General features: G+C 69.8%; 17 protein-coding genes. 13 read left to right on the top strand and 4 right to left on the bottom strand.

The window, feature by feature from the left end; translation table 11 throughout:
* The first annotated feature begins 78 nt into the window (after positions 1 to 78).
* The 3 genes from ACPXCS_RS10275 to ACPXCS_RS10265 all read left to right on the top strand — a co-directional run bounded on the left by ACPXCS_RS10275 (position 79) and on the right by ACPXCS_RS10265 (position 2999).
* Positions 79 to 672 (top strand): TetR/AcrR family transcriptional regulator, encoded by a 594-nt coding sequence (locus tag ACPXCS_RS10275; protein WP_425947296.1) that lies wholly within the window; start codon positions 79 to 81, stop codon positions 670 to 672.
* A 233-nt stretch (positions 673 to 905) separates the two neighbouring features.
* Positions 906 to 2063 carry an acyl-CoA dehydrogenase family protein gene (locus tag ACPXCS_RS10270; protein ID WP_425947295.1) on the top strand — a complete coding sequence of 386 codons (1158 nt, stop codon included), beginning with the start codon at positions 906 to 908 and terminating at the stop codon, positions 2061 to 2063.
* A 45-nt stretch (positions 2064 to 2108) separates the two neighbouring features.
* The gene (locus ACPXCS_RS10265) at positions 2109 to 2999 is read left to right on the top strand and encodes an acyl-CoA thioesterase (RefSeq protein WP_425947293.1); all 891 of its coding nucleotides are present in this window, start codon (positions 2109 to 2111) and stop codon (positions 2997 to 2999) included.
* Here ACPXCS_RS10265 and ACPXCS_RS10260 read toward each other — a convergent pair.
* Entirely contained in the window at positions 2992 to 3780 is a 789-nt protein-coding gene (locus ACPXCS_RS10260; protein WP_425947291.1) for a phosphatase, read from the bottom strand. The two genes, ACPXCS_RS10265 and ACPXCS_RS10260, sit on opposite strands and share 8 nt — an antisense overlap.
* A gap of 94 nt (positions 3781 to 3874) precedes the next feature.
* Complete coding sequence (locus tag ACPXCS_RS10255; RefSeq protein ID WP_425947290.1) at positions 3875 to 5353, bottom strand: PucR family transcriptional regulator ligand-binding domain-containing protein; 1479 nt, start codon at positions 5351 to 5353, stop codon at positions 3875 to 3877.
* Between the two features lie 131 nt (positions 5354 to 5484).
* Between ACPXCS_RS10255 and ACPXCS_RS10250 the strand changes: the two genes are divergently transcribed.
* The 7 genes from ACPXCS_RS10250 (at position 5485) to ACPXCS_RS10220 (ending at position 15697) form a co-directional block, all read left to right on the top strand.
* Positions 5485 to 6960 (top strand): sodium:solute symporter, encoded by a 1476-nt coding sequence (locus ACPXCS_RS10250; RefSeq protein WP_425947288.1) that lies wholly within the window; start codon positions 5485 to 5487, stop codon positions 6958 to 6960.
* A gap of 56 nt (positions 6961 to 7016) precedes the next feature.
* Positions 7017 to 7997 (top strand): agmatinase, encoded by a 981-nt coding sequence (gene speB, locus ACPXCS_RS10245; protein WP_365740491.1) that lies wholly within the window; start codon positions 7017 to 7019, stop codon positions 7995 to 7997.
* On the top strand, positions 7994 to 9685 hold the full coding sequence (locus ACPXCS_RS10240) for a thiamine pyrophosphate-binding protein (protein ID WP_425947286.1): 1692 nt from the start codon (positions 7994 to 7996) through the stop codon (positions 9683 to 9685). Before speB ends, ACPXCS_RS10240 begins: the two co-directional genes overlap by 4 nt.
* A gap of 117 nt (positions 9686 to 9802) precedes the next feature.
* On the top strand, positions 9803 to 11080 hold the full coding sequence (locus tag ACPXCS_RS10235; protein WP_425947284.1) for an AAA family ATPase: 1278 nt from the start codon (positions 9803 to 9805) through the stop codon (positions 11078 to 11080).
* The gene (locus tag ACPXCS_RS10230) at positions 11080 to 11760 is read left to right on the top strand and encodes an RloB family protein (protein WP_425947282.1); all 681 of its coding nucleotides are present in this window, start codon (positions 11080 to 11082) and stop codon (positions 11758 to 11760) included. Before ACPXCS_RS10235 ends, ACPXCS_RS10230 begins: the two co-directional genes overlap by 1 nt.
* A 96-nt stretch (positions 11761 to 11856) precedes the next feature.
* Positions 11857 to 14478: an N-6 DNA methylase gene (locus tag ACPXCS_RS10225; RefSeq protein ID WP_425947280.1), complete on the top strand. Its 2622-nt coding sequence runs from the start codon at positions 11857 to 11859 to the stop codon at positions 14476 to 14478.
* Positions 14479 to 14524: 46 nt separating this feature from the next.
* Complete coding sequence (locus ACPXCS_RS10220; protein ID WP_425947278.1) at positions 14525 to 15697, top strand: restriction endonuclease subunit S; 1173 nt, start codon at positions 14525 to 14527, stop codon at positions 15695 to 15697.
* Positions 15698 to 15756: 59 nt separating this feature from the next.
* On the opposite strand, the gene ACPXCS_RS10215 is transcribed toward ACPXCS_RS10220, so the two are convergent.
* Positions 15757 to 15978, bottom strand: a complete 222-nt coding sequence (locus ACPXCS_RS10215) for a DUF397 domain-containing protein (RefSeq protein ID WP_425947276.1) — start codon at positions 15976 to 15978, stop codon at positions 15757 to 15759.
* Entirely contained in the window at positions 15971 to 16765 is a 795-nt protein-coding gene (locus tag ACPXCS_RS10210) for a helix-turn-helix domain-containing protein (protein WP_425947274.1), read from the bottom strand. Before ACPXCS_RS10210 ends, ACPXCS_RS10215 begins: the two co-directional genes overlap by 8 nt.
* 552 nt (positions 16766 to 17317) lie before the next feature.
* Between ACPXCS_RS10210 and ACPXCS_RS10205 the strand changes: the two genes are divergently transcribed.
* The 3 genes from ACPXCS_RS10205 to ACPXCS_RS10195 all read left to right on the top strand — a co-directional run bounded on the left by ACPXCS_RS10205 (position 17318) and on the right by ACPXCS_RS10195 (position 22203).
* Positions 17318 to 17686, top strand: a complete 369-nt coding sequence (locus tag ACPXCS_RS10205; protein ID WP_425947273.1) for a hypothetical protein — start codon at positions 17318 to 17320, stop codon at positions 17684 to 17686.
* A 163-nt stretch (positions 17687 to 17849) separates the two neighbouring features.
* A complete protein-coding gene (locus ACPXCS_RS10200; protein ID WP_425947271.1) occupies positions 17850 to 21422 on the top strand; it encodes a type I restriction endonuclease subunit R in 3573 nt (1190 codons plus the stop codon).
* Positions 21423 to 21426: 4 nt separating this feature from the next.
* Positions 21427 to 22203, top strand: a complete 777-nt coding sequence (locus ACPXCS_RS10195) for a M48 family metallopeptidase (RefSeq protein ID WP_425947269.1) — start codon at positions 21427 to 21429, stop codon at positions 22201 to 22203.
* The last annotated feature ends 46 nt before the right edge of the window (positions 22204 to 22249 follow it).

The raw sequence follows: 22249 nt of genomic DNA, 5'->3' as shown, positions 1-22249 counted from the left end.
TCCCCTCACTTGTTAATGAGCGTTAACGCATTTCCTTCAGGTTAACGACCGCTAACCTCCCTGTCTAGAATTGATTTCATGGCCACCAGAACCGACGCCCCCACCCGCCGTGAGCAGATCCTCAAGGAGGCCGCGCGGCTCTTCGCCGAGCGGGGCTTCCACGGGGTCGGAGTCGACGAGATAGGCGCCGCGGTGGGGATCAGCGGGCCCGGGCTGTACCGGCACTTCGCGGGCAAGGACGCGATGCTCGCGGAGCTGCTGGTGGGGATCAGCGGGCAGCTGCTGACCGGGGCGAAGCGGCGGCTGGCGGAGGCGGACGGGGGTGGGGCGGAGCAGGTCCTCGACTCGCTGATCGAGGGGCACATCGACTTCGCGCTCGACGACCGGCCCCTCATCACCCTGCACGACCGGGAGCTGGACCGCCTCCGGGACAGCGACCGGAAGATGGTGCGGCAGCTCCAGCGGCAGTACGTGGAGCTGTGGGTCGGGGTGGTGCGGGAGGTGTACCCCGGGCTGGGGGAGCCGGCGGCCCGGTCGGCGGTGCACTCGGTGTTCGGGCTGCTGAACTCGACGCCGCACCTGGGCAGGGCCGGGGTGCTGCCCGGGCGGGGGGCCACGGCCGAGCTGCTGCACCGGATGGCCCGGGGGGCGTTCGCGGCCGTGGGGGGCTGAGGGGCCTTTCACCCACCCACCCACCCACCCGACACGGTTGGCCGAGAGGCCCGGCTCGCCTCGAACTCTGCCCCGGGCGCCGGGAAGTGTGCCCACGCGCCCCCGGCAAGCCCGACGGCAGGCACGCCCCCACCGTGACGAGCGCCACCCCGCCCCCACCCTGGACCCCTCCGATACTCACCGGTATCTTGGGCTGAGCAAGCGCTTAGACATGATGTCGTGGAGGTGGCGGCGTGCGCCGTACGGTGTTCAACGAGGATCACGAGGCGTTCCGGGAGACCCTTCGCGCCTTCATCGAGGCCGAGGTCGTACCGGTGTACGACGAGTGGTTCGCCGCCGGCCAGGCGCCGCGCGACTTCTACTACAAGCTCGGTGAGCTGGGCATCTTCGGCATCAACGTGCCGGAGGAGTTCGGCGGCGCCGGCATGGACAGCCACAAGTTCGAGGCCGTGCTGTACGAGGAGACCGCTCGCGCGGGCGTCCAGTTCGGCGGCTCCGGCGTGCACGTGCTGCTCGCCCTGCCCTACATCAAGATGCTCGCCACCGACGAGCAGAAGAAGCGCTACCTGCCGAAGTTCGTCACCGGCGAGGAGATGTGGGCCATCGCGATGACGGAGCCGGGCACCGGTTCCGACCTCGCGGGCATGAAGTCCACCGCCAAGCTGAGCGAGGACGGCACGCACTACGTCCTGAACGGCGCCAAGACCTTCATCACCGGCGGCGTGCACGCCGACCGCGTGATCGTCTGCGCCCGGACGGCCGCCCCGACCGCCGAGGACCGCCGCCACGGCATCTCCCTCTTCGCCGTGGACACCAAGTCCGAGGGCTACTCCGTCGGCCGCAAGCTCGACAAGCTCGGCCTGAAGACCTCCGACACCGCCGAGCTGGCGTTCGTCGACGTCAAGGTGCCCGTCGAGGACCTCCTCGGCGAGGAGAACAAGGGCTTCTACTACCTCGGCCACAACCTGGCCTCCGAGCGCTGGGGCATCGCCTTCGGTGCCTACGCCCAGGCCAAGGCCGCCGTGCGGTTCGCCAAGCAGTACGTGCAGGAGCGCACCGTCTTCGGCAAGCCGGTGGCGCACTTCCAGAACACCAAGTTCGAGCTGGCCGCCTGCCAGGCCGAGGTGGACGCCGCCGAGGCCGTGGCCGACCGCGCGACCGAGGCCCTGGACGCCGGTGAGCTGACGCCCGCCGAGGCCGCGTCCGCGAAGCTGTTCTGCACCGAGGTCGCCCACCGTGTGATCGACCGCTGCCTCCAGCTGCACGGCGGCTACGGCTACATGAACGAGTACCCGATCGCCCGCCTGTACGCGGACAACCGCGTCAACCGGATCTACGGCGGCACCAGCGAGATCATGAAGACGATCATCGCCAAGGACATGGGCCTGTAAGGCCCCCGACACCGGCACGCGATCACTGGCCGGTACAACCACCTCATGAGCCAGGCACTACAGGACCTCCTCGATCTGCTCGACCTGGAGCAGATCGAGGAGGACATCTTCCGCGGCCGGTCCCGGTCCGCCGTCGTCCCGCGGGTCTTCGGCGGGCAGGTGGCGGCCCAGGCGCTCGTCGCCGCCGGGCGGACCGTCCCCGAGGACCGGCCCGCGCACTCGCTGCACGCGTACTTCCTGCGGCCGGGCGATCCCGGCGCGCCCATCGTCTACACGGTGGACCGGATCCGGGACGGCCGCTCCTTCACCACCCGCCGGGTCGTCGCCGTCCAGCACGGCAAGCCGATCTTCCACCTGTCGGCGTCGTTCCAGGTGGACGAGGACGGGCTGGACCACCAGGAGCCGATGCCCGCCGCGCCCGACCCCGCGACGCTGCCCACCGGTGAGGAGCGGCTGCGCGGCTACGGGCATCTCGACCCCGTGGTGGTCGAGCGGTTCCTGGAGGCCCGGGCCGCCGTCGACCTGCGCTACGTCGACGAGCCGCCCTTCGGGAAGTACGGCGAGCCGCGCGAGCCGCACTCCCAGGTGTGGTTCCGGACCAACGGCAAGCTCGACAGCGAGGTCGACGACCCGCTGCTGCACGTCGTCCTCGCCACCTACGTCTCCGACATGACGCTGCTCGACTCCGTGCTGCTCGCGCACGGGCGCGGCGGCTGGGCCGTCGGGGACGTCGTCGGGGCCTCCCTCGACCACGCGATGTGGTTCCACCGGCCGTTCCGCGCCGACGAGTGGCTGCTGTACGACCAGGAGTCCCCGTCCGCGCACGGCGGCCGGGGACTGGGACAGGCCCGTATCTACACGCAGGACGGGCGGCTGGCCATCACGGTGATCCAGGAGGGCGTGGTCCGCGTGCCGCGCGGGCCGGGCGCTAGCTGAGGCCCGCCTCCGCCAGCAGGTACGCCGTCATCGGGTCGTAGTGGCGGGGGCTGACCACGTGGTCGTCCAGGGGCACCGTGACCTGGACGGTGCCCTCCGCCTCCGCGAGGAACAGGGCCGGGTCGTTGCAGTCGGCGTAGCCCACGGAGTCCACGCCGTGCTGTCCCGCGTAGCCGGCCCAGCCGTGGTCGGCGACGACCAGGTCGGGCAGCGGGCGGCCCTCGCGCTCCAGGGCCGTCAGGATCGCCTTCATGGGTTCGCCCGAGTGGGTGTGCCACAGGGTGGCGCCGTGCTCCAGGACCGCCACGTCCGCGAACTGCATGACGTAGCCCTCCTCCGTCGTCAGGCCGTCCGGGATGACCACGATCTCGCAGCCGGCCGCGCGCAGGGCCGCCGCCGTCGCGCGGTGCACGTCGAGCAGGCCGCCGGGGTGGCCGGTGGCGAACAGGACCCGCTGCTGCCCGTCCGCTGCCTTGCGCAGCCGCCCCGCCATCCGCTCCAGGCCGGCCACGGTCAGCTCCGGGTCGATGGTGTCCTGGCCGTAGCGGTGCTCGGGGTCGTCGTTCACGCCGACGCGTTCTGCCATCACCGCCAGGACGTCCTGCTCGTCGGTCCAGCGGTCGCCGAGTTCCAGGCCGAGCCAGTAGTGACGGTCGCCGTTCGCCAGCTTGCGGTAGTGGGAGAGGTTGTTCTCGCGCGGGGTGGCGACGTCGCCCGCGATGCGCGTCCTGACGAGGTGCTCGACGAGTTCGGCGCGGCTGGGTGTCCCGGATATCGGCATGGCATCCATTGTGAGGCAGCCCGTGCGTGGGCGTCCCTGGCGTATCGCACGCTGGGACGTGCGTCACGTACTCAGAGCGACACCGCTCACGTACTCAGACCTGCCGCAGCGCGAACCACAGTTCCATGCGGACGTCCGGGTCGTCGAGGTCCGTCTCCAGCAGGGCGGCGCAGCGGGCGACGCGCTGCCTGACGGTGTTGCGGTGGACGGACAGGGCGACGGCCGTGCGGTCCCAACTGCCGTGCAGGGACAGCCAGGTGCGCAGGGTCTCGGTGAGCGCCGGGTGCGCCGCGATCGGGGACAGGAGGGTCCGGGCGTGGGCCGCCGCCTCCTCGGAGGGCACCAGGTCGGCCAGGGCGGGGCGGGCGCCGTGCCGGACCAGCGGGGCCCTGGTGGCCCGGGCCCGGGCCAGGGCGCGGGCCGCCTGGGTGTCGGCCAGGGGCCAGTCGGACGGCGCGACGGCGGCGCTGACGCCCAGGACCCAGCCGGGCAGCGCGGCGGGTGCCCGGCCGGCCGGGACCAGGACGCGGACGACGTCGCCCGCCGGGTCGACCAGGGCGGAGCCGAGCGCGGCCCCCAGCGCGGAGGCGGCGACCGGGTCGGGGGCGCCGTCCCGTTCCGGCCGTCCGTGCACGACGAGCCACCGCCCGCCGCCGAGCAGCGCGGCGACGTCCTCGGCGGACGCGCCCAGCAGCAGCCGCACCAGGGCGGCGGACCGGGCCGCGCCCGGGCCGCTGTGCTGCTCCCCGGTCAGGAGGGACAGCAGCACGGCGGCGACGGAGGCGATGGTGTGGTCCCCGGCCGCCCGGTCCGGGGCGGCGACCCCGAGCACGAAGCCGTGCCCGGCGCCGAGCGCGTAGGAGGCCAGGTGGGTGCCGGCGACGGTGTCCGTGGCGGAGGCGGGCACGCTGCGTCCGCTCTCGCCCTCGTCCGGCCGCACCACCTTCGCCAGCCGGGCCAGTGCCTCGCGTGCCTCGTCCCCCGGCGGCCGGCCGCCGTCCGCGACCACCGCCCCGTCCGCCCCGTGGAGCACCGCCCAGCCGCCCAGCCGCCGGGCCAGCTGCCGCAGCACGGACGGGACCGGGTCGGGGCGGGAGGCGGCGGAGGCGAGGCTCTGCTGGGCCTCGGTCACGCGGCGGAGTTCCGACAGGCGGGCCCGGGACATCAGCTGCCAGACCGCCCGGGCCACGCCCGAGAAGGTGGTCTGCGGCGGCACCTCCAGCAGTGGCAGACCGTACGTCTCGCAGGCCTCGACCAGCGCCCTCGGCACCGTGTCGTGCACCGGCGCCACCCCGAAGCCCAGGGCCGCGCCGCCCGCCGCGACGATCCGGGACACGTAGTCGTCGAAGTAGGTGCCGGACCCCGCCGCCTCCGGGATGTGCACACCGGCCGTGAGCAGCAGCTCCCCGCCCAGCAGATAGGGGTACGGGTCCGCCATCTCGGAGGTGTGCACCCAGTGGACGACGGTGCCGGCGGCGGACGGGCCCGCCAGCTGCCGCAGCGCCAGGTCCTCCCGGGCCAGCAGGGACGCCAGGGGGACCGGCGGGGTGGGCGGGACGGCCGGATCCGGCATGGTGTGCGTTCCCTCCATCGAGGACCGGCGCGATGGATGAAACGTACACTTCGCAGTCGCTTTCCGGCCACCTAGTGTCAGTCCTCGTCCACCTCGTTGCCGAACGAGCGAGCGCGTGCGAAGGAGGCCCCATGGCCGTCGACTACCTCGTGATCGTCGTCTACCTGGCCGGGATGCTGGCCATGGGCTGGTGGGGCATGCGCCGCGCCCGGTCCAAGAGCGAGTTCCTCGTGGCCGGCCGCCGGCTCGGCCCGGCCATGTACTCCGGCACCATGGCGGCGATCGTCCTCGGCGGCGCCTCCACCATCGGCGGTGTGGGACTGGGCTACCAGTACGGCCTGTCCGGCGCCTGGATGGTGTTCACCATCGGCCTCGGCCTGCTCGCCCTGTCCGTGTTCTTCTCCGCCCGCATCGCCCGCCTGAAGGTCTACACCGTCTCCGAGATGCTCGACCTGCGCTACGGCGGCGGCCGCGCCGGGGTCATCTCCGGGCTCGTCATGTGGGCGTACACGCTGATGCTCGCGGTGACCTCGACCATCGCCTACGCCACGATCTTCGACGTCCTGTTCGACATCAACCGCACCCTGGCGATCGTCCTCGGCGGCTCGATCGTCGTGGCGTACTCGACCCTCGGCGGGATGTGGTCGATCACGCTGACCGACATGGTGCAGTTCGTCGTCAAGACCATCGGTGTGCTGCTCCTGCTGCTGCCCATCGCCGTCGTGAAGGCCGGCGGGTTCGCCGAGATGAAGGCGCACCTGCCCACCGCGTACTTCGACCCGCTCGGCATCGGCGGCGAGACGATCTTCACCTACGTGCTGATCTACACGTTCGGCATGCTCATCGGGCAGGACATCTGGCAGCGCGTGTTCACCGCCCGCAGCGACCGCACCGCCAGGTGGGGCGGCACCATCGCCGGCACGTACTGCCTCGCCTACGCCCTCGCCGGAGCCGTCATCGGGACCGCCGCCAAGGTGCTGTACCCGAAGCTCGGCAGCCCCGACGACGCCTTCGCGACCATCGTGAAGGACGAACTGCCCGTCGGCGTGCGCGGGCTGGTGCTCGCCGCCGCGCTGGCCGCCGTGATGTCGACCTCCTCCGGCGCGCTGATCGCCTGCGCCACCGTCGCCAACAACGACATCTGGTCGCGGCTGCGGGGCGTCGGCGGAAGCGCACCGGCCGACGGTCACGACGACCGCGACGAGGTACGGGGCAACCGGGCCTTCATCCTGCTCATGGGCCTCGCGGTGATCGCCACGGCCATCGCCATCGACAACGTCGTGGAGGCCCTGACCGTGGCCTACAACCTCCTCGTCGGCGGACTGCTCGTGCCGATCCTCGGCGGCCTGGTGTGGAGGCGCGGCACGGTCTACGGCGCCCTGGCCTCCGTCACGGTCGGCGGGGTCGCGGTCGTCGTGCTGATGGCGACCCACGGCATCCTCGCCAACGAGCCCGTCTACTACGGCCTGCTCGCCTCGCTCGCCGCGTACGTGATCGTCTCCCTGGCCACCCCGGCCACCGACGCCGCCGTCCTGGCCGCCTGGCGCGAGCGGCTCGCCGGGCGCCCGGCCGAACTCGCGTCCGAACCGGTCCCGGCGCCCCGGTAAAGTCATAGGGCAAGCAGTACATACGCGATGAAGCGTAGGAAAGAGAGCATTTCTTCATGAGCAGCACCGAGACTCCCCGCGGGCCCGTCGACTCCTCCCGCGTCCCGCGCTACGCCGGTCCCGCGACCTTCGCCCGGCTGCCCCGGCTGGACGAGGTCGGCCGGGCCGACGTCGCCGTCGTGGGCGTGCCGTTCGACTCGGGTGTCTCGTACCGGCCGGGCGCCCGCTTCGGCGGCAACGCGATCCGCGAGGCGTCCCGGCTGCTGCGCCCCTACAACCCGGCGCAGGACGCCTCGCCCTTCGCCCTCGCCCAGGTCGCGGACGGCGGCGACATCGCCGTGAACCCGTTCAACATCAACGAGGCCGTGGAGACCGTCGAGGCCGCCGCCGACGACCTGCTCGGCACCGGCGCCCGCCTGATGACCCTCGGCGGCGACCACACCATCGCGCTGCCCCTGCTGCGCTCGGTGGCGAAGAAGCACGGCCCGGTCGCCCTGCTGCACTTCGACGCCCACCTCGACACCTGGGACACCTACTTCGGCGCCGAGTACACGCACGGCACCCCGTTCCGCCGCGCGGTCGAGGAGGGCATCCTCGACACCTCGGCCCTGTCCCACGTCGGCACCCGCGGCCCCCTCTACGGCAAGCAGGACCTGACCGACGACGAGAAGATGGGCTTCGGCATCGTCACCTCGGCCGACGTCTACCGGCGCGGCGCCGACGAGGTCGCCGACCAGCTCCGCCAGCGCATCGGCGACCGGCCGCTGTACATCTCCATCGACATCGACTGCCTCGACCCCGCCCACGCCCCCGGCACGGGCACCCCCGAGGCCGGCGGCATGACCTCGCGGGAGCTGCTGGAGATCCTGCGCGGGCTGGCGTCCTGCAACCTGGTCTCCGCGGACGTCGTCGAGGTGGCCCCCGCGTACGATCACGCGGAGATCACGTCGGTGGCCGCCTCCCACACGGCGTACGAACTGACCACGATCATGTCCCGCCAGATCGCCGCGGCCCGGAAGGACTCGGAAGCCAAGTGACTCACGACCACGACCTGGTGCTCCGCCCGACGCCCGCCCAGACGGAGGCCGCCCTGAACCCTCCTCCCGGCCGCAACGGCGGAGACCTGGTCGTGGAGACCCTGGCCGGGCTCGGCGCGACGACCGTCTTCGGCCTGCCCGGCCAGCACGCGCTCGGCATGTTCGACGCGCTGCGCCGCTCCGACCTCAGGTACATCGGCCTGCGGGTGGAGAACAACGCCGGGTTCGCGGCCGACGCCTACGGCCGGATCACCGGTGAGGCCGCCCCGCTGCTGCTGTCGACCGGCCCGGGCGCGCTGACGTCCCTGGCCGCGCTGCAGGAGGCGGCGGCCGCCTCCGCGCCCGTGCTCGCGATCAGCAGCCAGGTCCCGACGGCGGGCCTCGGCGGCGGCCGCCACGGCTACCTGCACGAACTGCCCGACCAGGCCGCCTCGTTCCGGGGCGTGGTGAAGTCCGTGCACACCGTGCGCACCCCGTCGCAGATCCCCTCCGCGATCGAGGCGGCCTGGAAGTCGGCGCTGAGCGCCCCGCACGGGCCGGTGTGGGTGGAGATCCCGCAGGACGTGCTGCTCGCGACGACGGCCATCCCGGTGGTGACGGGCGGCGACGCCTTCCCCGAGGAGCTGCCGCCCCGGCCGGAGCTCACCGCCGTCGCCGCCGACCTGCTGTCCAAGGCGGCCCGCCCGGCGATCATCGCGGGCGGGGGAGTGGTCCGCGCGGACGCCTCCGGCAAGCTGAGGCAACTGGCCGAGACGCTGCGGGCCCCGGTCGTCACGACCCCCGGCGGCAAGGGCGCGTTCCCCTGGAACCACCCCCTGTCCCTGCAGTCCTGGATCGAGGACCGGCACATCACCGACTTCCTGGAGGACGCCGACGTCCTGCTGGTGGTCGGCTCGGGCCTCGGTGAACTGTCCTCGAACTACCACACGTTCAAGCCGCGCGGCCGGATGATCCAGATCGAGGCCGACCTCGGCAAGCTGGAGTCCAACCACCCGGCCCTCGGCATCCACGCGGACGCCCGCCTCGCCCTGCAGGCCCTGCTGGAGACGGTCACGCCCCGCGAGGACGCCACGGCGGCGGACCGCGTCAGCGAGGTACTGGCGAAGGTCGCCGACCGCATCGCCGCCCAGGACCTCACCCTGGAGCAGGACGTGCTGGCGTCCGTGCGCAGCGCCCTGCCGGCCGACTCCCCGTCCTTCTGGGACATGACCATCCTGGCGTACTGGGCCTGGTCGGCCTTCGACGCCAAGGGCCCCAACCACCTGCACTCCGCCCAGGGCGCCGGCGGCCTCGGCTACGCCTTCCCCGCGGCGCTCGGCGCGGCGGCGGCCGACCCGACCCGGCCGGTCCTGGCCGTCTCCGGCGACGGCGGCGCCCTGTACTCGATCGCCGAGCTGGCGACGGCCCGCCAGTACGACCTGGACGTCACCTGGCTGATCGTCGACGACGGCGGCTACGGCATCCTGCGCGAGTACATGACCGACGCGTTCGGCGAGGCCACCGCGACGGAACTGACCCGGCCCGACTACGTGGCCCTGGCCGAGTCCTTCGGCGTCCCCGGGGTCCGCACGAGTCCGGAGAACCTGGAGCAGGACCTCGCGAAGGCGCTGCGCACGCCCGGGCCCTCGGTGGTGCTGCTCCCGGCCGTGCTGCGGATGTTCGCGCCGACGCATCTGGGCTCGGACTGATCACCCGATCGGCTGTTGCCGGTGACCTTCACGGGATATGTTCCGTGAGGTCGCAGGCTCTCCAGCCGGGCCGATGTCAGAAGCGGCCATTACTCTGAGCCCGGAGAGGAGGACAGCGTGCTGCTGAGGTTCCGCGTCGCGAACGTACGGTCCTTGCGAGACGAGCAGGAGCTGTCCTTCGTCGCGCCTGCCGATGGACGAAGCGGGTCGGCGAATCCGGTGGATCTTGCGGGCGGCGGATCCGTCTCTGTTTTCCCGCTGATCGGCGTCTTCGGGGCCAACGCCTCCGGTAAGTCGAACGTGCTGACCGCGATGACGGACATGCGCAATGCGGTTCTCAACTCTTACGCGCACTGGGCCTCTTACGACGGCATCCCGCGGCAGGTCTTCTCCTTGGATCCCAAGAGCGGGAGCGAACCCTCCTTCTTCGAGGTCGACGTCGTCATCGACCAGGTCCGTTGGACGTACGGTTTCGAGCTCGGCGCCAACCGTGTCGAGTCCGAATGGCTGCACAGCTATCCGCGCGGGCGCCGTCAGGAATGGCTCGACCGCGATGCCTCCCGCCCGGACGTCTTCAAGTGGCCCGGCGGACGCGTCAAGGACCGGGCCCAGCTCGTACGGCGTACGCGGCCGAACGCACTGCTGCTTTCCACGGCCGGCACGGACAACCACCCGCAGCTTTCCCCGCTGTTCCACTGGTTCCGCCGCAACTTCTGGATGATCAACCCGGAGATCGAGCGGGACGAGCGCGCGCGCTACACCACGAAGGAACTGTCCGGACCGAGGGCCACCAGGATCCAGGAGCTGCTGCGGGTCGCCGACCTCGGCATCACCGGAGCGACGGTCGTCAAGGAGAGCCCGGGCCGGGACACGGTGAAACTGACGCACCACTCGGCTGCCGGAGACGTTTCCTTTGACTGGCAGGAGGAGTCCTACGGAACCCGGTCCTGGTTCGCCCTCCTCGGCCCCCTTCTCCTCGCCCTCGACGAAGGCGCGGTCCTCCTCGTCGACGAACTCGACGCCAGCTTGCACTCCCGTTTCGCGGCCGAGGTCGTCCGGCTCTTCCACGACCCGTACGCGAACCCCAAGGGCGCCCAACTGGTCTTCACCTCGCACGACGCTACGGTGCTCACCACCCCGAGCGGTGAGCGGCTCCTCGACCCGGCGCAGGTGTGGCTGACGGAGAAGGACAAGGACGGGGCGACCGAGCTGTATCCGCTGACCGACGCGGAGCCGGGCGAGGACGAGGACCTCACGCAGTCCTATCTCGCGGGGGCCTTCGGCGGGGTTCCGGCTCTCTTGGAGGGGCAGATCGCGCGGCGGCTGCTGGTGGCGCGCGATGCCGGCACGTACGACGGGACAGGCGAGCGAGCGGACGGGGCGGGACGCGACTGATGGGGCGGGCGCAGAGGGGCAGGGACTCGTGGGAGCGTCCGGCCCGGCGAGGCGGGCAGCGCAAGCGCCAGGTGTACATCTTCACCGAGGGCAAAGTGACCGAGCCCTCGTATCTCGACATCCTCAAGGACCAGGGCGTCCCGCTCGCCGGCGAGGTCCCGGTGGAGATGCACATCGCCAACCGCAGGGCCGACAGCGGGCGTAAGCCGCTCGACCTCGTCGAGCAGGCGATCAGGTTGAAGCGTGAAGAGGACCGTAAGGCGAAGCGGGCCAAGCTGGAGGAGAAGTACCTGCCTCAGGTCTGGTGCCTTTTCGACCACGACAACTACGCGTACGTCCGCGACGCAGTTGATCAGGCGGAGAAGGCGGGCATCGGCGTCGCCTTCTCGCATCCGTGCTTCGAGGTATGGCGGCTCGCCCACTACAAGCCGGTCAGCGGCTCGTTCGCCGGAGTGTGTGACGGGGCGGCCGGGCGGCTCCCGTTCCAGCGGGGCTCCCAGGACGCCAGGGCTCCCAAGGTCGTCCTGCCGCACCAGATCCTGGGCCGCTACAAGACGGCGCGGAAGAACGCCGAGCGGATGAACGGCCAGCATCCGGCCCATGTGGGCAAGTGGGACAAGGACCCTTACACGGACGTGCACGAGTTCGTGGAGAAGGCGCTGCACATCGACAGCTACTGACCCTTGTCGGCCATGATCACGCGTTGATTTCGGGATGGCCCCGGCGGAGTCATAAGGTCTCTCCGTCATCTCAGGTCGGGTCATAGGGAGTCGTACGTGGCCAAGCTCACGCTCGCCCAGCTGGAACGGCATCTGTGGGCCGCCGCTGACATTCTGCGCGGCACGATGGACGCCTCCGAGTACAAGGACTACATCTTCGGGCTGCTCTTCCTGAAGCGGGCCAACGACGAGTTCGAGGCGGCCAGGGACAGGCTCAGGCAGTACGCCGTCGAGGAGCTGAAGCTCAGCGACGAGGACCTTCCCGGTTACCTGGAGCAGCCGGGCCCCTACCGCAAGCGCGATGTGCTGTACGTGCCGGAGGAGGCGCGCTGGGCCAAGGTTTCCGCCGCCACCCACAACATCAACGAGATGACCCTGCGTCCCGCCCTCCAAGCGCTTGAGGGGCAGAACAGCAAGCTCAAGGGTCTCTTCGACCACCTGGACTTCAACCGCATCGGCGGGTCGGGCGCCGCATCAGGCGCGGCCAAGCTCGCCGACCAGCGCCTGAAGCTCCTCATCGCGCACTTCGGGCGGATCCGGCTGCGTACGGAGGACTTCGAGTTCCCCGATCTGATCGGTGCCGCGTACGAGTACCTGATCAAGGAGTTCGCGGACTCGGCCGGACGCAAGGGCGGCGAGTTCTACACCCCGCGCGCCGTGGTCCGCATGATGGTCGAGCTTCTCGCCCCCACCGAGAACATGAGGATCTACGATCCCTGCGTCGGCTCGGGCGGCATGCTCATCCACGCGGCGGAGTACGTGGAGGAGCACGGCGGCGACACGTCGTCGATGTTTTTCGCCGGGCAGGACGCCAACTCCGGCTCCTGGATCATGTCGACGATGAACATGGTCCTGCACGGGGTGCGCCGCTTCGACCTGGCCACCGGGGACACGCTCTCCCAGCCGGCGCACGTGCCGCGCTCGGACGAGGACCGCTTCGACGGGGTGCTGAGCAATCCGCCGTTCTCCCTGGACTACTCCCTCGCGGACCTGGCGCACCCGGCCGAGCGTGCCCAGTACGGGGCGACGAGCGAGCGCGGCAAGGCCGACCTGATGTTCCTCCAGCACATGCTGTGGGAGGCGAAGCGGGAGGGTCCTCGCGGCGGCATGGTCATCACGGTCATGCCGCACGGCGTGCTGTTCCGCGGGGGTGGTGAGAAGGCCATCCGTACGGAGTTGCTGGAGAAGGACGCCATCGAGGCGGTCATCGGCCTCGCGCCGAACCTCTTCTACGGGACCGGCATCCCCGCCTGCATCCTGGTGCTCCGCCCGCCGGGCCGGAAGGACCCGGCGCGGGAGGGCAAGGTGCTGTTCATCAACGCCGACCGCGAGTTCCACGCGGAGCGGGCGCAGAACATCCTGCTCCCCGAGCACGCCGAGAAGATCGTCTCGACGTTTCACGCGTACGAGGAGGTGCCCGGCTTCTCGCGGATCGTGACCCGTGAGGAGCTCGCCGCCAACGACGACAACCTCAACATCCGCCGGTACGTCGACAACACGCCGCCGCCCGAGCCGCAGGATGTGCGGGCGCACCTGGTGGGCGGGGTGCCGCGCGCGGAGATCGAGGCGAAGAAGCCGCTGCTCGACTCGTACGGGATCGGGGTGACCGATCTGTTCGTGGAGCGGGAGCCGGCGGACCCGGCGTACGTCGACTTCCGGGACGAGGCGGCGGGCGGTCGTCCCGATCTGGGCGAGCTGGCCCGGCCCCGCGAGGAGGCGCTGCGGGCCGAGTTCGGCAAGTGGTGGGAAGAGGAGGCTGCCCAACGCCTGGAGTCGGTGGCGGCCACGCCTGAAGCTCTCGCCTCGTCCACGTCCTCCGAGCGCAAGGCCGCTTTGATGGCGATGCGAGGGCAGCTGATGAAGTCGTTCGGGGAACGGCTGGGCCGGGTCGAACTGCTGGACCGGTACGCGTTGGCGGGTGCGGTTGCGGGGTGGTGGTACGACGCCAAGTACGACCTGCTCGCGCTCTCAGAGAACGGGTTCGGGGGTGTCGTCGACGGGTGGGTCGAGAACGTCGACACGTTGCTCTCGCCCGAGCAGGACGCGCGGACGAAGAAGCTGCGCGCGCGGACGGCGGCAGAGCGGCGCCAGGCGTACGACCACAAGGTGGTCGCTGCGATTGCTCCGCGGTTCCTGGAGGAGTTGGCGGAGGCGGACGCGCGCAAGGCAGAGGCGGACGCACGGTTCAAGGAGCTGAGCGCGCGGCTTTCGGGGGGCGGGGAGGAGCCGGAGGCCGACGGGAACCCTGCTGACAGTGAGGCCGACTCGGAGGAAGTCACTTTGAGCGAGGCGGAGGTGGCCGAGCTCACGGCTGAGCTGGCGCGGGTGAAGAAAGCACGCACGAAGGCTGGCGCGGACATCAAGCGCCTTGAGGCGGACTTCCATCGGTATCCGTACCCGAGTGATTCGCCCACGCTGGGGGAGGAGCCGCCGGGATTGTTCCGGGCGCGGGCTGAGCTCGACGCGGAGGGGGAGCGCCGGGTTGTGCTCGACCTGTTGCGGGACGACTTGGCGGCGAAGCTGGACGGGCATGTGGTCCGGTGGCAGCGGGAGTTGGCGGCGTCTTACGAGACGTGGGAGCAGAAGTACGCGGTTTCGTTGAGGGAGATTCGGGCGAGGCGGGAAGCTGCGGAGGGGAAGCTGGATGGTTTCCTGAAGGAGCTGGGTTATGCGGAGTGAGGCAGCTGTCTCCTGGGTTCCTGTCAAGGATCTCGGTGACGTCCGTATGGGTAAGCAGCTCTCGCCGGCGAGCCGGGCGGGTGCAGGGCAATGGCCTTACCTCCGGGTCGCGAATGTGCATGAAGGGCGTATCGATTACTCGGACGTGAACTCTATGGCCTTCTCGGCTGCGGAGCGCGAGACGTATGGACTTCTGCCGGGCGACATCCTGCTCAACGAAGGGCAGGAGAACCTGATGATGGTGGGGCGGAGCGCGCTGTACGACGGCGCTCCCGGAGAATTCTGTTTTCAGAACACGCTGATTCGGTTCCGACCCGGCCCGAATGTTCTTCCTGAGTTCGCGCAAGCGGTGTTTGTCTGGTGGCGCGCGAATGCGGTGTTTGCAGGGATCGCGGAGAAGACGAGTATTTCGCACCTGGGTGGGAGCAGGTTCGGGGAGCTGTTGTTCCCCTTGATTCCCGTGGCTGCGCAGCGGCGGATCGTTGATGTGCTCAACAACGTCACGGAGTTGGAGCGTGGCATCGAGGCATCGATCGCTAAGTTCCATAACGTGCGCCAGGGATCTCTACTGGCGTCCATGGAGTCTGTGGCAAGTAGGCGGCCAGCGGCAGGCTGGGCTCGCGTGCCGTTGAAGGACATTGTTCCGGCGGCCGAATATGGGATCTCTGAAGCCCTTGACAGGGACGCCCGCGGCGTACCAGTGCTGCGTATGAACAATATCCAGAGTGTCAGGATCGATGCAGATGGGCTTCGTTATTGCCCAGTTCCGGTTCCTTCGAAGTTGTTTCTCCGGCGCGGAGATGTCCTGTTCAACAGGACCAACAGTATGGAGCACATTGGAAAGGCGGCGATGTGGCGTGAAGAGTTGCCGAGTGCGACCTTCGCGTCGTATTTGGTGCGCCTCATCCCGGACCTGCAACGTGTGATACCGGAGTACCTTGTCGAATGGCTGATGCACCCTCTCGTTCGCCAGCGAGTGCGGTCGATTTCGACGGTTGCGGTGCAGCAGGTGAATGTCAATCCATCCCGGTTGAGGGAGTTGGAGATTGATCTCCCGGTCGATCTGGCAGAACAGCGGCGCATCGTAGCCACGCTGGAGGCATGTGACGAACAGATCGGGCGTGAGGAAGAGGAGCTGAACAAGCTCCGTGAGCTCAAGCAAGGGCTCGTGGATGATCTGCTGTCGGGGCGAGTCACAGCCTCTGGCGTGGTGGCCTGAGAGAACGGTGTCCGGCCCGCCCAAAGGTTGCGGGCCGGATGGATCGTTGCGGTGGGCGGTCAGGCGGACAGACGGCCGTCCTTAACTGCTGTGACGAACGATGTCCAGCCAGCCGACAGGAAGACCAGCGCAGGCCCTTGGGGATCCTTGGAGTCGCGGACCGGGACACCGTTCGGGTAGCCGTCCAGGACCTCGATGCAGCTGCCGCCTTCGTTGCCGCTGTACGTCGACTTGCGCCAGCCGTGCAGGGACGAGGCGTTGGGGATGGTGGGTTCATTCACAGTGTTCGTAGTCCTTTGCTGTCGCCCTCAGCAGGGTCAGTGACTCCTTGAGCGGCATTGCGTCGCCTAGGGCGAGATGGTATGTGCCTTCAAGGCGGTCGACCATGGCGGGGGAGTCGTGAATCTTGCCCACCTGGATGCCTTCGGAGTACGCCACCGGCGGCTGATCCTCGAACTTGAGCAGAGTGAGCATGCCCTGCATGAGGGGATGGACCCCCAGTCCGAAGGGCAACACGTGGACGCGTACGCGTCCTGATTCCACCAGCTTCACGATGTGGCGGAGTTGTTCCGCCATGACTTCCGGCCCGCCCACCAACCGCCGCAGCACAGCCTCGTCAAGCAGCGCCCACACTACGGGTGTCACCGGGTCCTCAAGGATCTTCGCCCGCTCAAGGCGTGTGACAACGAGCCTGTCACATTCCGCTTCACCCACCGGAGGGAACGACGTGCTCAGAACCGCACGCGCGTACCTTTCCGTCTGGAGGATGCCGGGGATGAACGACAGGGCGAACTCCCGGATCATCGTCGCCTGCTGTTCGAGCTGAAGGGCCGCCTCGAAGTATCCCGCGACAGCGGTGTCGTCATCCGGCAGGAAGCTGCTGAGGACATCGCCCGTGTTCAGCGCCCTGTCGAGGCGTCTTGCGTCCTCCTTCGACGGGGTGCGCCGGCCCGCCTCGATGTGCGAGATGTGCGAACGCGTCATGACGGCGGCCGTTGCCAGTTCCTGCTGTGTCAGCCCGGCCGCCTCTCGCTGCGTTTTCAACCACTCCCCATAGATGTTGCTCATCGTCAACTCCCGCGTGACAGATGCTTCGTCACATCCGACCCTCTGGCGAGCCTAGCCCGAGCTGTCTCACTCTGTAAGTGGATCGCTACACAGCGGAGTCCAAGCACTTCGACCTGCCCTCGGGCGCGGAAAACCCCCGCGGCGCTACCGACGGCCCGGGGACATGGCCCTCCACCACACTGGAGTTGACGACGTGTTGCACCGGATCGCCTACCTCCTTGAGCCGTTGCTGCGGCTCCTGTGGCCCGCCTCCGGGTGTCATCGGCACCGGAACCGGCACCAAGTCGGGGAAGCGGTGTCCAGCCCCGCGCCGACTGCCCCCGTCGCACCCGGCCGCCGTCCCTTCCCGCACGAGGCCCTCCTTCACGGCGAGGACTCCCGGCTCGTCCGTCCCTACCTCCTCGCCTATGAACGGCGCGCGCAGGCCAGAGAGCAGCGGGCCCGACGCCGCATCCTCTGGCTCGCCGTACACGGCATCGACACAGGGGCACGGCGCACTCACGGTGTCGACGTCGGCTCCCGCCGAATGCGGGGCAACGAGGTGACCGCCGCGTGATCTACCAGAGCCACGGCATCGCTGCCACAACAGCCACCCGGCCCCGCCTCCTCCCCTGGTCCAACCTCGACGGCAACCCTTGTTACCTCCTCACCGACGACACCGGCACCGGCCGTCTGTCGCGCCTCGCCGACGAGATCGAAGCCGTCCAGCTCGGCATGGCGGACAACCTTCTCGGCCACGCCGTCGATCTTCTGGGTGACGACAAGGTCACCGCGCCCCAACTCCGTTATCTCGCGGCATGCTTGGCCGAGGCGCTCCACGACGTGCACCGCATCGCTCGCAGCAGGGGAGCGCGTCTCCCCGTGCCCCACGGTGATGAGGAAGACCCCGGCGTCGTCCCGGCAGAGGGCCCCGGCGCCTGACCCACCCGCTCCGCCGCCGAATGTGCGGATGGACTGGCTGGAAACCCCCGTACATCCGCACGATCGGCCATGTCCCACCCCTGCGTCCCTTCCCCTCACCCCACCCCCCAGGCACAGAATGGATCTCCGGGGAACTGCGGGACGTACGGAGAGGCGCGGGGCTGTGGTGGTGCACGTCGAGCGGGACGAGGTGGAGCGGCCGTTAGTCGCGCAGTTGGAGGCCATGGGATGGACGCACGTGCCGGGCGCGGAGCTGGGCACGCTCGACGCGGCAGAGCCGCTGCTCGTCGACCAGCTCGGGCCCGCGCTGCGGCGGATCAACCTCCGGGGCGGTGACGGTCGGCCTTGGATGGGCGAGGACGACATCCGGCGGGCTGTCAGTGAGCTCGCCTCCTTCTCCCTTGGCAAGGGCGTCGTGCAGGCGAACCTCGCCGCCACCGACATGCTGCTGCACGGCTGGACGCTGCCCTCGCCCTCCGCCGCGCACGGCGGTCCGTCCGCCACCGTCCAGTACGTCGAGTGGCATCCTGACCTCGTCACGCGCAACACCTTCACCGTCGTCGACCAGCTCCGCGTACGCAGCCGCTCCGGTGAGCTGTCGATACTCGACCTCGTCCTCTTCGTGAACGGCATCCCGCTCGTCGCCGTCGAGTGCAAGAGCCCCGATCTCGCCGAACCCGTCCGCAGCGCCGTGCTCGATCTGCGGCACTACGCCGGGAATCCCGTTCCGGACCTCGACGCCACCGGCGCTCCGGTCCCCGCCGGTGTGCCGGAACTGTTCCGGACGGTGCAGCTCCTCGTCGCCGCGACCGGCGAGACTGCCCACCTGGGCACCGTCACCTCCGATCCCGAGCACTTCCACCCGTGGCGCAGTGTCGAACCGGAGGAGGAGAGCACCCTGCGGCGGGAGCTGCGTACCGCCGGACTGCTCGGGGACGGCGCCGACCCGGCCGCGCCCGCTCCGCTCGGCGAGCAGCAGAAGCTCGTCGGTGTGGTGCTGCGGCCGGCCGCCCTGCTCAACGTCGTACGGCACTACGTGATCCCGATGGCCGTCGAGTCGGGGGCGGACGGCGGGGCCGTGCGGACCGTGAAAGCTGTGGCCCGGTACCAGCAGTACCGGGCCGCCGAGAAGGCCGTCCGCAGACTGCTGACCGGGCAGGCCCGTGCCGGGCGGGACACCGAGGACGAGCGCGGCGGTGTCATCTGGCACACGCAGGGCTCCGGCAAATCGCTGACCATGACGTTCCTGGTGCGGCGAGTGCATCTGCACCCTCGGCTCAGCGAGTTCATGGTGGTGGTGGTCACCGACCGCACCCAGTTGCAGACCCAGCTCTCACGGACGCTGAAGCTCAGCGAGTCCGACGTCGAGACGGCGGAGACCCGGACGCAGATGGAGGGGCTGCTGCGCGACGGCGGGCGGCGCGTCGTCTTCGGCATGATCCAGAAGTACGGGACCGGCTTCACCTTCGCCGGGGACGCGGAAGGCAGCGGGGACGACCGGGACCTGACGGGAGAGGGATTCGGTCCGAGCGAGGACGAAAGCCCCGGCCCCGTACCGGACTTCCCCGAGTGCAACCCCTCACCGGACATCCTCGTCCTCGTCGATGAGGCACACCGCTCCCACACCAGCGTCCTGCACGCCGCCCTGCGCAAGGCGATCCCGAACGCCGCCAAGATCGGGTTCACGGGTACGCCGATCATCACCGGGCGCGAGGAGGACACGCGTCGGATCTTCGGGCGGGGCGACTCGCCGCGGGGCTTCCTCGACGAGTACCGGATGGAGGATGCCGAGCACGACGGCGTCGTCGTCCGTATCCGCTACGAGGGACGGACGGGGGAGGGCAAGGTCCGGGATGGGGAGGTCCTCGACAGGGGGTTCGACGACCTAGTCCGGGACCGCACCCTGAAGGAACGGGCCGCGCTCCTCGAGAAGTGGCCCACCGAGCGGGACGTCGCCGAGTCCGTTCCCATGATCGAGGCGAAGGCCGAGGACATGCTGGAGCACTGGGTGACCACCGTGCTGCCCGGCGGTTTCAAGGCACAGGTCGCGGCCGTCAGCCGGAAGGCGGCCGTGCAGTATCACCACGCCCTGCGCAAGGCCCGTGACAAGCTGCTCACCGAGCTGGCGGAGTTCGACCCGGAGTCGGTGACGGGGACACCGCTGGAGAAGCTGTCCGCCAGACAGCGCTACCTCCACCAGGCTTACCGGTTCCGGGCACTGCTGCGGCGGATCGACTTCGTTCCCGTCATCTCCCCGGGCTCCGGCCATAAACGCGGGGAATGGAGGGAGTGGACCGACGCCGGTCGCCAGGAGGCGTACACCGAACGCTTCCAGAAGGCGTTCCCCGAGCTGGCGCCCGATCCGGAGTGGGTCGCGGTGACCCCCTTCAACCCGCCGCAGGACCCGACCCCTCCCACCGGTCCCGTCGGCGGTCTGGACACCCCGTGGTCCGAGGCCGCGAACAGCGAGCCGCAGCCGCCCACCGCCTCGGTGCCCGACCCCGTGCACCCCGACAGCCCCATCGCGTTCCTGATCGTGAAGTCCATGCTGCTCACGGGGTTCGACGCCCCGCGCGAGCAGGTGCTCTACCTGGACCGGCCGATCCGGGACGCCGAGCTGCTCCAGGCCGTCGCGCGGGTCAACCGAACCTCGCCCGGCAAAGAGGTCGGTTACGTCGTCGATTACTACGGCGTCTTCGAGCACCTCTCCAGCGCGCTCGCCGGGTACCGGAACGCCGACGTCACCGACACCATGCGCGAACTGTCCTACGAGGTGGACAAGCTCGGCCCCGCCGCCCAGGAGGTCCGGGACTTCCTGCGGCGCAACGGTATCGATGACGCGCAGCTCGACCAGCTCGCCAAGCTGGGGCCCGCGGCCCTCGCCCTGCAACCCGAGGACCTGCGGTTCGGCTTCGACGAGGTGCTGCACGCGTTCCTCGCCACCCTCGAACGCGTCCTTCCGCACGAGGAGGCCCTGGACTACGTGGCGGACGCCCGGCGCTGGAGCCTGCTCCAGAAGCGGGTGCGGCGGTTGTGCCGGGACGACGAGGGCGGCACGTTCACTCTGCGCCGGTACGGGCGCAAGGTCCGGGCGATGATCGCGGACCACCTGGAAGGGCCGGAGATCGACCAGGTCATCCCGCCGGTCTCGCTCACGGCCCTCACCTTCGACGACGCCGTGCGACGCCTGCCGCCGCAGGAGGCGGCGGCGGAGATGGGCCACGCGCTCCGCTTCCACCTGGAGGAGCGGACGAAGCGGGAGGACCCCGCGAAGTACGAGCGGCTCTCCAAGCGCCTGGAAGAGATTCTGCGTACGATGCCGGGTCGCTTCGAGGAGCAGATCGAGGAGTTCGGTCCGCTGATCGAGGAGGCCAGGCAGGAACAGGAGGAGTCCCCGGAACTCGCCGGTCTCACACCGCTCGAGCAACGGGCTTACCGGCTCGTGGAGCAGATCCTGGAGGACACCCCCGGGATCAGCCTCGCCGATGGCGGCGACATCAGGCGGCTCACGGGAAGGGTTTGCGACATGGCCACCCGGACCATGGCCAGAGCGTCGTACCAGGGGCAGCACCAGGACATCAACGCGTTGGCCGGAGACCTTCAGGACGTCCTGCTCAGTGGCCACGTCCGGCCCGTGAAGGGAGACTGGGAGTCGTTGGAGAACGCGGCCCAGCGCCTGGCGTCCTTCGCGCAGGACAACCTCCGGCTGTTCCGGAGCAGGGCGAGGGGAGAATAGGCGGGTGACCGTGCCGGCCGATGCGACGCACCCCGCCCCCGACGCACTCCTCACCGTGGACGGGCTGTGCCTGCGGGTGCGTGCCAGCGCCCGCAGGAAACGGTTCGCGCTGACCGTCGAGACCGACGCGACCTTTACCCTGCACACCCCGACCGGGCGCTCGACGGCCGAGGCGGAGCAGTTCGTCCGTGCGCACCGAGACTGGCTGCTGACCAAACGGCTGGAGCGGGAGCGCACCCGCCCGCTCAGCCCCGTCAAGCGGCTCGCCGACGGAGAGGTCTTCCGCTATCTGGGGAGAACGTACCGGATGGCCGTGTCCGATGAGGAGGGGGCGGGGGGAGCAGTCCGGTTGATCGCGGGGCGCCTCGTCATGAGCCGGGATCTGGCGGCGGAGCCCCAGGCGGGACGGGCGGCGCTGATCGACTGGTACTGCCGGGCTGGCCGGAATTGGACGGGACACCGGCTTCAGCCGTGGGCGGCCCGCATGGGCGTAAGCGAGCCGGAACTCGACGTGCGGGACCTGGGAGACCGATGGGGTTCGTACCGGCCACCGGAGGCCGGGACGGGCGCCAAGGGGCTGATGAGCCTTGGGTGGCCGCTCTTCCAGCTGCCCATGCATCTGATCGACTACGTCATCGCCCATGAGCTGGCCCACGTGAAGGTGTCCGGGCACCGGGAGGACTTCTGGCGGCTCCTGCGGATCGCACTGCCTGAGTACGAGGAGCGGCGGGCGGACCTCGACGAGCTGGGACGGAGGCTTTGGATGGGTGATGTTCGGTAGGGAGAATTGAACTCCTTGCCACATGACCCTTGGTCGAGTTCGTGGG

Source organism: Streptomyces sp. DT190 (assembly GCF_049846985.1).
Classification (GTDB): Bacteria; Actinomycetota; Actinomycetes; order Streptomycetales; family Streptomycetaceae; genus Streptomyces.
The sequence above is the reverse complement of the archived record's forward strand: the minus strand, read 5'-3'. Positions and strand labels throughout refer to the sequence as shown.